General features: G+C 42.9%; 10 protein-coding genes. 4 read left to right on the top strand and 6 right to left on the bottom strand.

What is annotated here, in order from left to right; all coding sequences use genetic code 11:
* Positions 1-15 precede the first annotated feature (15 nt).
* Entirely contained in the window at positions 16-1,437 is a 1,422-nt protein-coding gene (locus IM676_RS12085; protein ID WP_200987144.1) for an NADP-dependent isocitrate dehydrogenase, read from the bottom strand.
* A 321-nt stretch (positions 1,438-1,758) separates the two neighbouring features.
* Here IM676_RS12085 and IM676_RS12080 point away from each other — a divergent pair, with 321 nt between their 5' ends.
* A complete protein-coding gene (locus tag IM676_RS12080; protein WP_200987143.1) occupies positions 1,759-2,484 on the top strand; it encodes a GUN4 domain-containing protein in 726 nt (241 codons plus the stop codon).
* Positions 2,485-2,591: 107 nt separating this feature from the next.
* Positions 2,592-3,731, top strand: a complete 1,140-nt coding sequence (locus tag IM676_RS12075) for an ABC transporter ATP-binding protein (RefSeq protein WP_200987142.1) — start codon at positions 2,592-2,594, stop codon at positions 3,729-3,731.
* Positions 3,732-4,081: 350 nt separating this feature from the next.
* On the opposite strand, the gene IM676_RS19825 is transcribed toward IM676_RS12075, so the two are convergent.
* From IM676_RS19825 to IM676_RS12050, 5 genes are all read right to left on the bottom strand, one after another.
* Complete coding sequence (locus IM676_RS19825; RefSeq protein ID WP_225880341.1) at positions 4,082-4,555, bottom strand: hypothetical protein; 474 nt, start codon at positions 4,553-4,555, stop codon at positions 4,082-4,084.
* A 34-nt stretch (positions 4,556-4,589) separates the two neighbouring features.
* Positions 4,590-5,621: an S-methyl-5-thioribose-1-phosphate isomerase gene (mtnA, locus tag IM676_RS12065; protein ID WP_200987141.1), complete on the bottom strand. Its 1,032-nt coding sequence runs from the start codon at positions 5,619-5,621 to the stop codon at positions 4,590-4,592.
* A gap of 43 nt (positions 5,622-5,664) precedes the next feature.
* On the bottom strand, positions 5,665-7,674 hold the full coding sequence (locus tag IM676_RS12060; protein ID WP_200987140.1) for a cation:proton antiporter domain-containing protein: 2,010 nt from the start codon (positions 7,672-7,674) through the stop codon (positions 5,665-5,667).
* A 385-nt stretch (positions 7,675-8,059) separates the two neighbouring features.
* On the bottom strand, positions 8,060-9,943 hold the full coding sequence (gene dxs, locus IM676_RS12055) for a 1-deoxy-D-xylulose-5-phosphate synthase (protein ID WP_200987139.1): 1,884 nt from the start codon (positions 9,941-9,943) through the stop codon (positions 8,060-8,062).
* A gap of 96 nt (positions 9,944-10,039) precedes the next feature.
* Positions 10,040-10,726: an S-layer homology domain-containing protein gene (locus IM676_RS12050; protein WP_225880340.1), complete on the bottom strand. Its 687-nt coding sequence runs from the start codon at positions 10,724-10,726 to the stop codon at positions 10,040-10,042.
* 586 nt (positions 10,727-11,312) lie between these two features.
* Here IM676_RS12050 and rpiA point away from each other — a divergent pair.
* Both rpiA and IM676_RS12040 read left to right on the top strand, forming a co-directional pair.
* On the top strand, positions 11,313-12,023 hold the full coding sequence (gene rpiA / locus IM676_RS12045; protein ID WP_200987137.1) for a ribose-5-phosphate isomerase RpiA: 711 nt from the start codon (positions 11,313-11,315) through the stop codon (positions 12,021-12,023).
* A gap of 111 nt (positions 12,024-12,134) precedes the next feature.
* Positions 12,135-14,561 carry a GH116 family glycosyl hydrolase gene (locus IM676_RS12040; RefSeq protein WP_200987136.1) on the top strand — a complete coding sequence of 809 codons (2,427 nt, stop codon included), beginning with the start codon at positions 12,135-12,137 and terminating at the stop codon, positions 14,559-14,561.
* Positions 14,562-15,203: the final 642 nt, after the last annotated feature.

The raw sequence follows: 15,203 nt of genomic DNA, 5'->3' as shown, positions 1-15,203 counted from the left end.
CCAACTGTGGGTAGTTCATCCGAAATGTTGAATTATTGCCTCGGCAAATTCAGAACACTTTAAGGGTTCCACTGGTGGTTCTAGTAACCGGGCTAAATCGTAGGTAACTTGACTGTTAGCGATCGCCTGTCCTAAACCATGTTTAACCAGGTCTGCGGCTTCTTGCCAGCCCATGTATTCTAGCATCATGACACCAGACAGAATCACAGAACCAGGGTTAATCTTATCCAACCCGGCGTGTTTGGGTGCAGTACCGTGGGTAGCTTCAAATATAGCACAAGCATCGCCGATATTTGCCCCTGGCCCCATTCCTAAACCGCCGACAATGGCTGCAGCCGCATCTGACAAATAATCGCCGTTGAGGTTCATAGTCGCCAGAATCGAATACTCATCCGGTCTAGTTTGGATTTGTTGAAAAATACTATCAGCAATCCGGTCATTGACCATGATTTTGTCTTTCCACTGGCCATTACCGTGGCTATCCCAAATTGAGTTCAGAACAGTTTCAACTTCCTTGACAATTTGCGCTTTCTTCTGTTGAGTTAAGGCATCATAACCAGGGTCAATTTGACGGGCGTTATCTTCTGGGGAAATTTCCGGATTTTTTTCCTTGTTGCTTAAAATCCAAGATTCCCGCTCTGTAACGCATTGCTGACGAAATTCCATGGTAGCTAATTCGTAACCCCAATCACGAAAAGCACCCTCAGTATATTTCATGATATTACCTTTATGCACCAAAGTCACCTGTTGCTTGTGTTTGGGCAGTTGTAAAGCGTGTTTAATGGCGCGTCTGACTAAGCGCTGAGAACCGCTTTTACTGATCGGTTTAATGCCAATACCAGCATCGAGGGGAATTTGCTTTTTCCCATGTTCTGGGGTGGCGGGTATCAGGTCTTCGTTGAGGATTTTAATCAAGCGATCGCCGATTTCACTACCCTGTTTCCACTCAATTCCCAAATAAATATCTTCGGTATTTTCCCGGTAAACAATCACATCCAGTTTTTCAGGATTTTTGTGAGGTGAAGGTGTTCCCGCATAATAACGGCAAGGGCGCACACAGGCATATAAATCAAAAATTTGCCTGAGTGCTACATTGAGAGAACGAATCCCACCGCCCACGGGGGTAGTCAAAGGCCCTTTAATTGCCACACCATACTCTTTGATGGCTGTCAAAGTATCCTGAGGTAAATACTGGTATGTACCATATAAATCACAGGCTTCATCACCTGCGTAAACCTTAAACCAACTAATTTGACGCTGACCCTTGTATGCTTTAGCTACTGCTGTATCTAGGACATTTTGGGTGGCAGGCCAGATATCAATACCTGTACCATCGCCACGAATAAAGGGGATAATTGGATTATCAGGCACAATCGGCTCACCATTTTTAAAGGTGATTTTTGTTCCGGTAGTGGGGGGGATAATCTTGTCGTACATACTTCAAACACTCCTGAATAAGGCCGCAAGTTCAAAACTCTTTCATGGGGTTCCTGGCGATTTTGCTGTGTCTTTTGTTCACCAAGTCATGAGGCGCAGATTTTCCCCTGATTCCCCTGTTACAGTATTTAGGGTGTAACTATGGGATTTAGCGATAGCTTCCGTGGCGTAGCCATTGCTATGGCAATTTTATCCGATTGCTTTGGGTACTGCGCGCAGAGCAATCAAAAATAGTAAACTACTCTTCGCTATCAGTACTTCACCCTAGGGAACACCCGATAGCCAATCGCCTTTTTACTGAACGCTCACACGATTAATGGCATGACAGACCCAATGATTTTATCAGGCACTGCTGACATCGACTCCCTCCGACAATCGTTAATCGCTGGGTCTCTTCAAGTCCAACAACAGATTATCCCGCAGTTGGCTAAGTTGGGTAATGAGGGATTAGACGTGTTGATGGAATTTTTACAGAAGCGACGTGACCACCCAGCGAACTGGATCGATGGTAAAGCTTACCAAGTCCTCTATAACTCTGATGTACCTCAAGTTAAAGAATTTCTGCTTTCCTGTTTTCCTGAAGGAATTGTACCTCTAAAATCGGATGGCGGAGTTAATTATAATCCTTTGCAACAGTTACTTGCTACTCAAGACTTCCAATCCGCCGATCGCATGACAATACAAAAGTTGTGTGAACTAGCAGGGCCAACGGCTGTACAAAGAAAATGGTTGTATTTTACCGAAGTAGAAAATGCTCCAATTATTGACTTACAAACCATTAACAACCTCTGGTTAGTCCACTCTGAGGGTAAGTTTGGCTTTTCGGTACAGCGCGAAATCTGGTTAAGTTTAGGGAAAACCTGGGAAAATTTCTGGCCGAAAATCGGCTGGAAAAGCGGTAATACCTGGACAAGATATCCCCACCAGTTTACCTGGGATTTAAGCGCTCCTAGAGGTCATTTACCCCTGTCTAATCAACTGCGAGGAGTGCGAGTCATGGCTTCTTTATTATCCCATCCGGCTTGGTCCAAGAGTAGCAATACATGAATTACGCACATCCTTTAACCACCCTATGGTGTGACTTCTATTCACGGGAGTTACCACTCAATCCCATGGATACACGGAAAGTCAAAATTTAAATTTTACATAGACCCATGGCAAAAGTTCATTTACAAGATATTAAGCGTAGATTTAACAACGTCACGGCTATCCAGGACATTAGTTTTGAAATCCCTGATGGAGAATTTTGGGTTTTAGTGGGGCCGTCTGGTTGTGGTAAGTCCACAATTTTACGCACCATCGCCGGGTTAGAATCTGCTACATCTGGTAATCTATTCATCGGCGATCGCTTGATGAATAATGTTCCCGCCAGAGAGCGTGATATCGCCATGGTGTTCCAAAACTACGCCCTGTATCCCCATATGACCGTGGCGCAAAATATCGCCTTTGGGTTACAAATGCGCAAAGTTGACCCTAAGATTATTCAAGAGCGAGTAGTAAATGTAGCCCGTTCTTTGTCTTTGGAACAACTACTAGACCGCAAACCTAAACAACTTTCTGGGGGACAGCAACAACGGGTAGCATTAGGACGGGCGATCGCCCGTCAACCGCAAGTATTCTTACTAGATGAACCTTTATCTAATTTAGATGCTCAATTGCGGGATGATACAAGGGCAGAATTAAAGCAGTTACATCAACAATTAGGTATTACTACCATCTACGTCACCCATGATCAAGTTGAGGCGATGACTTTGGCTGATAAAATTGTGGTGCTAGATCGGGGTAGGATTCAACAAATTGGCGATCCGCAAAGTATTTATGCCCTTCCCGCCAACCAAATGGTGGCGACCTTTTTAGGGAATCCTCCCATGAATATTTTGCCTGCTATCTATAAAAATGATGTTTTTGATGTCAGTGGACAGTTATTACCAGTACCGCCAGGTGTGAGGGAAAAGGTACAGTTACGCTCCGGTAAAAGTTTTAATTTGGGGATTCGTCCTGAGCATATTTATATTCAGGAACCACCAACACCCGAAGAACTCACACAGGCGCAGTTAGGAGAATTATCTGTAGAGGTGAAGGTTGTCGAACCTTTGGGACGGGAAACTTTGATTCGTGCTAGTTTACCTGGTTCCCTGACGGTGATTAATATTCAGACATCTGCTGATATTCGTCCCCGTCCAGGTGAGCAGTTATCTTTACAACTCGATTTAAGTCAGTTGTTTATATTTGATACCGCAACGGGCGATCGCCTTTGGTGCTCCCCAAAGGGTAATCCCATCTCACCCCAATAGTTACAAAAGTTGAAATCCTGTGGCCTTGAGGATTTCCCTGTCCCCTTGCTTGACTACGAGGGTGGAAGAGCCTGTCCCATTCTCCGCAATCGGGGAGGAAACAATGTATCTATAATCTCCATTCACCCAACCCATGACACATTCACCACTGCGACAGTTAACTGTACCACCTGTTAATCGGCACTCGCGAGATTGACGATGTAATTTAATACAATTACCTTGGTCATCACATCCTTGATAGGAGAGATTGCCTGTATTATTTACACCAGACCAAGAGTTGCGACCACCAATAGTGATTGTCCATTTACCATTAGTAAAGGTTTCTAATTGACTGGATTGGGGTTCCCCTGTTATGTTTCCTGCAAAATTTCCATTTGGGAAATTATTGATTCTTGACGAGTTTTACCGCAGGGTTCAGCACTTTCACAATCATTTAATGATGCGATTTCATAAGAGGCGCGTACTTTCTGATTTAAATATTTGTCTGCTTGGGCGCAAATCTCAAAGGATGCTCCGATATTATGTTGTTTACCCTGATCATCCACTAGGGTGGCGTAGCAGATAATATCGCCGGTGACTAATTCCTTGACTGTAGCAATTGTTGGCTGATTATTGCCAGAAACCCTATTAGTATTGTGTGTGCTTGTATTATTTTCCCCTGTAGATGATGTATCGGGCGTTGTAGTTGTCTCTTCGGTTATTTCGCCAATAATACTTATATTATTTATATTGTTATTTCCATGATTATTTGGGGAATTGGTACAACTGTTAATCAAAATTGACGAAACAATTATCACCAGGGTAGTAATTAACTTATTCATCATTCTTTCAATTCAACTTTCATGCAAATGCAACAGATTAATATTTGAAACTTGTCAATTTATCAGGAGCAAATACACCATTTTCAGTAATGATGGCTGTAATTAATTCAGCTGGGGTAACATCAAAAGCCGGATTGTAGAAATCAACAGCCCCTGGTGTCAATATAGTATCTCCAACTTGGTATATCTCCCCTGGGTGACGTTCCTCAATGGGAATTTTACTACCATCAGGTAAACTAAAATCCACAGTAGACAAGGGAGCCGCAACAAAGAAAGGTATATGATGAGCCTTAGCAGCGATCGCCACACTATAAGTACCAATTTTATTAGCAGTATCACCATTAGCAGCAATGCGGTCAGCACCCACCACCACAGCATGAATTAAACCCCGCTGCATACAATGAGCAGCCATACTATCAGTAATTACCGTAACGGGAATACCTTCTTGAACACATTCCCAAGCCGTAAGTTTTGCCCCTTGCAAACGGGGGCGAGTTTCATCAGCAAAGACACGTTCTAACCGTCCTGAATTCCAAGCAGAACGCACAACACCTAATGCTGTACCATAGCCAGCAGTAGCTAACGCCCCCGCATTGCAGTGAGTGAGAATTGTCAGCTTTTCGGGGGTTGGGGGTAATGCGGCCAAACCATGCTCTCCAATAGCGTGACAGGTTTGTAAATCTTCAGCATGAATAGCTTGGGCTGTTTCCCAGAGCTTTTGTTTGATTTCTACCACAGTTCCCAGAGTTTCATAAGCAGTTTTCATCATCCGGCTAATAGCCCAAAATAAATTAACTGCTGTGGGGCGTGTAGAACGCAACAAATCGGCGACCTTTTCTAAGTGTTCTAAAAACTCTTGGTGATTTTGCGCCTCAATTTCTCTAGACCCGAGGTAAATCCCATAGGCGGCGGCCACACCAATAGCTGGCGCACCTCTAACAATCATAGTTTTAATCGCCTGGGCCATGTCTTCACTGCGGTGAATTTGGACGACGGTATACTCATTAGGTAAGCGAGTTTGGTCAATGAGGGAAACAGAATTATTCTGCCAAATAACGGGGTAAAGCATAGGAGAAAATCAATCAGATGGTGGATCTCTATAAGCTGAGTGCTTATTGGGGAAAATAAGCGATAATCATGGCTACTTGGGGTTGATTACGAGCGATGACTTCTGGTGCATGACCCAGAAGTGAAAATAGTTGATTTTTCTGCTCAACAGTCCCATTTAACACTAATAAGTCGTTAGTTTTGAGTACTCGAGACACTTGACGGACAAAATTGCCACGTACCTTTTGAATTGTTGTATCTGGAGGTACTGTAATATCCGTAGGTTGAACAGCGGTTTCTCGTACTGATTCCACTTGTAACAGTTGTAGCGATGCCTTGAGTTCAGTGGCTAGGGTTTTGGCTAGTTGGATGCTAGACCCGAAAGAACTGGCGTAACTTTGTTGGGTGGTGAACGCTAAAAATACTCGCCTTGTATGCTCAATTGGTAATGGAAAGCGAGTTACTAGAACTGGTACTGAACTGCGATTAACAATCTTGTCAATAACACCACCAAATAAATTTTCTTGATAAGTTGAGTAACCTTTCCAACCGCAAATGATCACACTAGCTTGTTTTTCTTCTGCTACACGAGCAATACCTTTATCAATTGATTCATCAATCCGACCAATGGTGGTAACCTTGGTAACAGCAGCATGGGCAATCATTTCAGCAGTTGATAATAATTGATTTTGTCTATTTTTATCCTCTGGGGAAATGAGAGAATTTTTCTCTAGTAAAATATGTAGGGGTAATAAAGTACCTTTTGCGGATTTTGCTAAAATAATTGCTAAGTGTAGTAAATTATCTTCGGTACTGGGGTTAGCAACTGGGACTAGGACGCGATCGCCTATGTTAAGGGTGTTGGCTTTTTGACTGGTGACTTCTCCCGCGTTGAGTTTTTTTCCCCAGTGGTCTGTTACCCAAGGAGAAGCAACGCAGGTGACTAAAATCATGGCGATGGTACCATTGACAGTTAACTGGTCAACCAAATCAATTTTATAAGCAACGGTAATGGCCGCGAGGGTGGAAGCAGCTTGAGCCACAGATAGGCCAAACATGATCATAATATTGTCAAAATTCATTCCGAATAACTTACCAGCCACCCAAGCCGGAATGAACTTGGCAATAATGGCAACAGTCACCATAACAACTGATACTAGGAGCGATCGCGGTTCTTGAATTAGGCTCCGGGGATTTACCAACATCCCCACAGAAATCAGAAAAAATGGCACAAACAGCGTATTACCGATAAATTGAATCCGATTCATCAACGGGCTGAGGTGAGGTATGAGTTGAGTAATAGCAACCCCCGCTAAGAAAGCCCCAATAATTGGCTCAATTTTAACTAACTCGGCGCCGTAGGAAACCACAAACAAAGTAGCTAACACAAAGGTAAACTCTGCTCCTTCGTCGTGTCCAAAGCGCTGAAAAAACCAGCGTCCTACACGGGGAAGACCCCAAAGTGTGAGAAAGGTGTAAGTAATCAGTGAGGGAATGAGGAACAGCCAAAACCCCAAGGTTAAATTACCTTCGTGAGCTCTCACCACCACAGCCAATACTAAAAGTGCCAGAGTATTGGTGATTAAAGTTCCCCCCAGAGTGGTAGTCATTACCTGAGAGCGCATAATACCTAGTTTCCCCGCCACAGGTAATGCTAGGAGAGTATGGGAGGCGAAACAGGATGCTACCAGAATACCCGGTAATAAATCGTAGCCGATGGACATCATGGCAGCAGTACCTAAGATCATAGGTACCACAAAGGTGGCTAATCCAAAGATAACCGCCTTATCAGCGTTATATTTCATGTCATCCAGGCTAGTTTCCAGTCCAGCCATGAACATCAGAAATAATAAACCTACTGTACCCAGTAGTATAATTGTGTTATCTCGTGCCAACAATCCCAGCCCATTGGGACCGACTACAACCCCAGCCAAAATTAACCCCACAATACCAGGTAGTTGAATTTTCTCGAATAACAGGGGAGCGATGAGCATAATCCCCAAAATCATCAAAAATACCGGTACTGGGTCTTTAATGGGTGTTGATATCAGGGTAGTCATTAATAATTGAGTCATATCCTGCCCTAATGTTGTTACAGCGTTTGCAGAGCCTGTATGTGGCAATCAGGCGACCTTGGAATCGCATTTAATCTTATAGCTGTTAGACTGACACATTAATATTTTCTCAAAACCCACATCAAGTTAACACTATATTTATATGTAATATATTTTATAAGTATTTAAATAAAAATTTACACTTATTTATGCCCATAAGTCAGCTCAACAAAGGTGAGTTATCCTCACCCTAGTTAATGAATGCATTGATCACCGGCTAAACAACCCATAATAAACAGTGCAGCTGGTGGATGACCCTAGGGCCAACCCACCCTACAGTGCTAATTAGCAGCAAACATTTTTGATTCAGTTTGACCGAACGGAGGTGACATCAGTCGTTCTCATCCTAGATCACATTAGATGCTTGCTTGTGAAAGAAAGCAGCCATAACTCTTTCAGCTATTTGACGACTAGTTAAACCTAATTCGGCCTTAGATTCATCAGGTGTAGCATGATCTACTAAAACATCGGGTACACCTATACGCTTGACAGGAACTACAACATCAGAATCTAGTAGTGCTTCTGCCACTGCAGAACCAAAACCACCCATAACACAGCCTTCCTCTAAAGTGACAACGCGGCCGATTTGCTTGGCCAGTGGTACAATCAATTCCGTATCTAAGGGCTTGACAAAACGGGCATTGATGACAGTGGCTTCGATGCCATGTTCACTGAGCATTTGCGCTACTTGCATACTGGGATGTACCATAGTACCATAACCGATGATTAAAACATCATCGCCGTTACGCATAATTTCCCCTTTACCAATATCTAGAGGTTCCCAGCCCTCTTCCATGAGGGGAACACCATAGCCGTTACCACGGGGATAGCGCATGGCAATTGGTCCACTGGTGTAGTTAATACCAGTGACCATCATGCGTTGTAGTTCTGCTTCGTCCTTAGGTGCCATGAGCACCATATTAGGAATACAGCGCAGATAGGCGATATCATACATACCTTGGTGGGTAGGTCCATCAGCACCGACAATTCCCGCTCTATCCAAACAGAAGAACACAGGCAAATTTTGAATACAAACGTCATGAATGATCTGGTCGTAAGCCCGTTGGAGGAAAGTGGAGTAAATAGCTGCCACAGGGCGCATTCCTTCACTGGCTAACCCTGCACATAGGGTAACGGCGTGTTGTTCCGCAATACCGACATCGATATATTGATTGGGTAGTTTAGCCTGGAGTTTATCTAAACCCGTTCCCGTAGCCATTGCAGCTGTTACCCCAACAACTTTAGGGTTTTGTTCGGCGAGTTTAACTAATGTGTGGGAAAAGACTTTGGCATAGGAGGGAGGTTTAGGCTTGCTGGAGGGAATTGCTTTCCCAGTGGTCAGGTTAAATGGACTTTGGGCATGGTAGCCTACTTGGTCTTTTTCGGCGATTTCATAGCCTTTGCCTTTAACGGTAATCACATGCACCAAAACCGGCCCTGTCATCTCATGGGCTTGGTGGAAGGTAGCAATTAACTCATCTAAGTTATGACCATCCACCGGTCCAATATAAGTAAAACCTAGTTCTTCAAAGACTGCGCCTACCTTGGGAACGGCTAAACGCTTCATTCCTTCTTTAAATTGACCAACAATAGGAATGTGTTTAAACTGTTCCTCAAAATTATCTGTGATAAACTGCACCGGTGGACTGAGGCGCATTTTATTCAGGTAACGAGGAATTGCTCCGACGTTGGGAGAGATGGACATCTCGTTGTCGTTGAGAACAACTAGCAGTTTAGTTTTAGGTAAGTGTCCCGCATGGTTGATGGCTTCTAAAGCCATTCCTCCAGTCAAAGCACCATCACCAATTACGGCTACTGATTTAAATTTTTCTCCTTTCAATTCTCCCGCTAACGCCATACCCAGAGCGGCAGAAATACTTGTAGAAGCGTGTCCTGCACCAAAGTGATCAAATTTGCTTTCACACCGCTTGAGATAGCCTGCAATGCCATCTTTTTGTCTGAGGGTATGAAAGTTGTTGTATCTCCCGGTGATTAGTTTATGGGGATAAGCTTGATGTCCTACATCCCAAATGACTTTATCCCGATCCAAGTCTAGTGTCTGGTACAGTCCTAGTGTTAACTCTACAACTCCTAAACCAGGCCCTAGATGTCCCCCACTTGTTGCTACGGTTTGTAGGTGCTTGTCTCGAATCTGGCGGGCGATTTGTTGCAATTGCCGAATCGACAAACCATGCAACTGGTTAGGATGGGTGATTTCACTCAGATGCATATTATAGGGTGTTCCTCTCTAAACTCTACTTCTATCATTTCTTAATTTTCCCACGGTGGGGATGTCTCTGGAATTATTTAGTCACAATTATTCCCCTCATTTTTCTGGAGGTGGGATAACGTCTGGTGTGACTAACATTCCTAGTTGTCCTTGTTGTCTTTGTAAATATTGACTCAATACATAAGCCATATCCCCACGGGTCATAGGCCGTAATGGTGAGATGTTATTGTGGTCATCTGTATTGATCAATCCTTCGGCCACTACTGTGGCGATCGCTTTTCTCGCCCATACTGGAATTAATTCTGCATCTGGATGCTGATCAAGTATTTCATTGACAATGTCATCACCAAACTGAAATACACCATAAGCTTGGGCAAAAATCGCTAACGCCTCAGCTCTTGTTACCCTTTGATTCGGGAAAAATAAATTACCCCGATATCCTTTCATAATATCGGTTCTAAGAACTGTCTGAATATCCTTAAATGCCCAATGGGAGGGAGGAACATCTGGGATATTTTTAACCTCTCGTCCTTTAACTGTTTCCCTTTGATCTAGGTTAAATACTTTCACTAAAATTGCCGCCAGTTCTGCCCGACTGATCATCCGTTCTGGATAAAAATTCCCATCTGGTGAACTGGTCATTAACTGAGATGCAACTACTTGTTGAATGGCTGCAGATGGCAAGTTTCCACTAGGTTCTAATGCTCTAGCAAGGGGTAATGTCAAGTTGGGCATTAGTAATACTAAGGAAAGAGTACCTAGCAAGTTTCGCTGATTTATCATGATGTTAATTGGGCTATTCTGCATCTATAAAATAGCTGAGAACATCACCAAATTGGGTGACTCTCAAAATTTTCACTTGGGTTGCTTGACGCATTTTCAATTGATTAAGTTGCCATGATTTTCAGTCAATAACTGGTCGGGGGGCTTTAGTGAATCAACCATTTCACACTAATTAAGTGTATGTACAGTTTTTGCTAATTCTAATTGAATCAAGCCTGAGCTTGTTTTGATTAATTAGTGGTTGGGAGTACATACCCTCACAGTGGGGTAGTGAGAATTTAACCCTGAAGAGGGGAAATCATAAGTAAGTAACCATTACCACAAATACCGCAATACTTATACGGTGGATTAACTACGATACTCGAACCAAATAAACATTATAACCTGTAGCCTAGAAATCATGTGAGAAAACCAACGTCTCAAGCTGGGGGTGGGAAACAGACTCAGCAACCTTGCTATGAGGTTAGATACAAGAGTTAAATTCTGATAATGATGCTTAATTTTGCTTGAGTGAATTGGGAATTGACTAGGATGTAGTATAGTCGGCCGTGATAGACCATTTAGTCGAGATTTCAGGAGTTTTGGAATGAGTGCAACAGCAGACCCCGTCAAGTTGATGAAGCAAGAGGTTGGCAAAGCGGCTGCCGCCCTGGTAAAATCAGGCTCGATTGTCGGTTTGGGTACAGGGTCAACTACAGCTTATACAATTCAGTTTTTAGGCGATCGCCTAAAAACTGGTGAACTTAAAGATATTGTGGGTATTCCTACCTCGTTTCAATCAGAAGTCCTGGCCAAAGAATACGGCGTCCCCCTGACGACCTTAGATGCTGTTGATCACATTGATATTGCCATTGATGGGGCTGATGAGGTAGACCCTAACAAGAATTTAATTAAGGGCGGTGGTGCGGCGCATACCCGCGAAAAGGTGGTAGACTACTTGGCAAATCAATTCATCGTTGTAGTAGATGGTGGTAAATTAGTAGACCGCTTGGGTTCTTCTTTCCCTGTACCGGTAGAAGTTATACCAATGGCTATTACCCCTGTTACTAATGCTATTAAAAAACTCGGTGGTAAACCTGAACTCCGCATGGGTGTCAAAAAAGCCGGCCCAGTAATTACTGACCAAGGTAATATGGTATTAGATGTTAGATTTGACTCTATTGATGACCCTATTGCTTTGGAAAAAATACTGAATAACATTCCCGGTGTCCTGGAAAATGGGATCTTTGTCAACTGTGCAGATATAGTTTTAGTGGGGGAAGTTAAAGACGGTCAGCCTTTAGTACGTCAACTTTAAGGGAGATGTGGGGAATGAGGGAGAGAATTTTCCCTTATTCCCCGTTTTTTGTGATTAATTATACATTAGTTTACGCTTCCTGAGCATAACCAAACCTGTTAAAATCGGGTAATGAAAAAATGCTTCTCCTCCGTAATTCCTCCTTGCACTTGGAGTCGTCCCATCGGTTTAGGTTGGGACAAGCCCTATACTGTCCGATATGCTAGTAATATTGATGATGGACCCTGGCACGGTATGCCTTTGGGTGGCTTTGGTGCGGGTTGTATTGGCCGTTCTTCACGAGGAGATTTTAATCTGTGGCACATTGACGGTGGTGAACATACGTTTCAAAATATCCCCGCTTGTCAATTTAGTGTGTTTGAGAGCAATGGTATATGTTCTCAAGCTTACGCTTTGGCTACGGAAGCGCCAGATAATTCTACTCTCTCAGAGTGGAAATGGTATCCAGCATCTACACAGACACAGGAAACAGGAAGTTATCACGCCTTATATCCCCGGAGTTGGTTTGTCTACGAAAATGTATTTCAAGCCCAATTAACCTGTGAGCAATTTTCCCCAATTTGGGCAGAGAATTATCAAGAAACTAGCTACCCTGTAGCAATTTTCCATTGGCATGCTCATAATCCCACAAATACATCTATAACTTTGAGTATTATGCTCACTTGGCAAAATATGGTGGGCTGGTTTACCAATGCGCTCAAGTCTCCAGAAGTCAGAATACGGGATGATGGTAGTCCGGTTTATGCATATCAGCCCCTTTTAGATAAAAGTCAAGGTAATTACAATTTTATAGCTGAAAACACAGAATATTTTAGTTGTATTTGTAGCCAGGTGCGGGGTGATGACTCTGTAGCAGAAGGTGATGGTAGTTGGTGTATCGCCACGATCAAACAGCCCCGGGTAGAAGTGTTTTACCATAATCGCTGGAATCCTGCGGGTACGGGAGAAGACGTCTGGCAAAGCTTTACTGTAGATGGTTCTTTGCCTAATTATCAAGATACTACTCCGGCATCGGAGAATACACAAATAGGGGTAGCGATCGCAGTCCGTTTTACTCTGCAACCAGGAGAAAGTTTAGCAATTCCCTTTGTTGTGTCTTGGGACTTTCCGGTAACAGAATTTGCATCTGGGGTCAATTATTACCGCAGATATACAGATTTTTTTGGTCGGAGTGGTAATCATGCTGGGGCGATCGCCTCTACAGCCCTGACTGAATATCAAACCTGGTATAAAAAAATTCAAGCCTGGCAACAGCCAATTATTGACCGCCAAGACCTACCAGACTGGTTGAAAATGGCTCTGTTTAATGAGCTATATGACCTAACTAGCGGGGGAACTCTGTGGAGTGCAGCCTCAGAACGAGATCCAATTGGTCAGTTTGCGGTGCTGGAGTGCTTAGATTATCGCTGGTATGAAAGTCTAGATGTGCGCTTATATGGCTCCTTTGGGCTATTACTCCTGTTTCCTGAACTGGAAAAATCAGTGATGCGGGCATTTGCGAGAGCAATTCCCCATAGTGATCATCATCAGCGGGTTATCGGGTATTATTATACCATTGGCGCAGAGGAAACAACCGCAGCTCGCAAAGTGTCAGGGGCAACACCCCATGATTTGGGCGCACCTAATGAGCACGTTTGGGAGAAAACTAATTATACCTGCTATCAAGACTGCAATCTGTGGAAGGATTTGGGTAGTGATTTTGTCTTACAAGTATACCGGGATTTTTTGCTCACAGGTGCTGATGATGTGCAGTTTTTAGCAGACTGTTGGGAGGGAATTGTGCAGACCCTCGATTATCTCAAGGCTTTTGATTTGGATGGTGATGGGATTCCTGAAAATTCTGGCGCACCTGACCAAACTTTTGATGATTGGCGTTTACAAGGTGTTAGTGCTTATTGTGGAGGTCTGTGGTTGGCGGCTTTGGAGGCGGCGATCGCTATTTGTGATATTTTATTAAGGAACCACATAGGCACAAAGAACACAGAGGACTTAAAAGCTAGGTATCAGCTTTGGTTGGCGCAGTCACTTCCTGTTTATCAAGAAAAACTCTGGAATGGTCAGTATTTTCGTTTGGATAGTGAGAGCGGTTCTGATGTTGTGATGGCAGATCAATTGTGTGGACAATTTTATGCCCGCTTATTGGGGTTGCCAGATATCGTACCATGCGATCGCGCATTATCTGCTTTGCAAACTGTTTATGATGCTTGTTTTATTAAATTCTCCCATGGTGAGTTTGGCGCTGCTAATGGTGTTCTTCCTGACGGTTCAGCAGAAAACCCCAATGCTACCCATCCCCTGGAAGTTTGGACAGGAATTAACTTTGGTCTGGCGGCTTTTCTCGTACAAATGGGGATGGAGGATGAAGCTTTGCAGTTGACAGCTTCCGTGGTACAACAAATTTACCATCATGGCTTACAGTTCCGCACCCCTGAGGCCATCACCGCATCAGGTACTTTCCGCGCCAGTACTTATCTGCGAGCTATGGCTATTTGGGCAATTTACCTAGTTATTACCACTAAAAAACACAGTGATAAATAGTACCTATTAAAAAAGTATTAATTAAGATACTATTACTATTGATAGTAATTCACCGAATTCTAAATCAACTCACAGCATCAAGTGAGCTTTTCTCCGTCTTCGCTAATTAGTAACGAAAAATACATAAAAAACAATACAGATGTTTTACTATACTGGGTTTGATGCCATTCTGTCTCGAGCTTAACAACTCAGTATCTACAATTTTTGGTTTTATTTTCCGGGTATTCCATGAACTAAAAGAACATATAACTAGGGTTAAAAAAGATTTCCCATACTTAGGGATACCAACTGCTATCTACCAAAATATCAAGAATTAATCAATTTTTAATTCAACCATTAGACACATGGGAATAAATTCCCTATTACTAACTGTTTATTATCAATGATTGTGCAGAATCATATCATATATGTTTCTCAAATAACCGTGTCAAAAAAATCCCAGAAAATCAAATTTAGTTAACAAGAATGTTCTGAATGCTAGATATGAAAGATATATAATTAACTTACCAGGGCAAGCTATTTAAATTAACATTTATCAGATAAAAAAACTTGGAAAACTGTATCTACCAATATCCATAACCAGCGATGAACAGACTTTTAACTTAAGGTCAGTTTATCAAAAGCAACATCATGTCAAATGCA

Origin of the sequence: Anabaenopsis elenkinii CCIBt3563, from assembly GCF_015245355.1 — a bacterium.
In the GTDB taxonomy this organism is placed as follows: domain Bacteria; phylum Cyanobacteriota; class Cyanobacteriia; order Cyanobacteriales; family Nostocaceae; genus Anabaenopsis; species Anabaenopsis elenkinii.
This window is presented reverse-complemented; position numbering and strand designations above follow the sequence as displayed.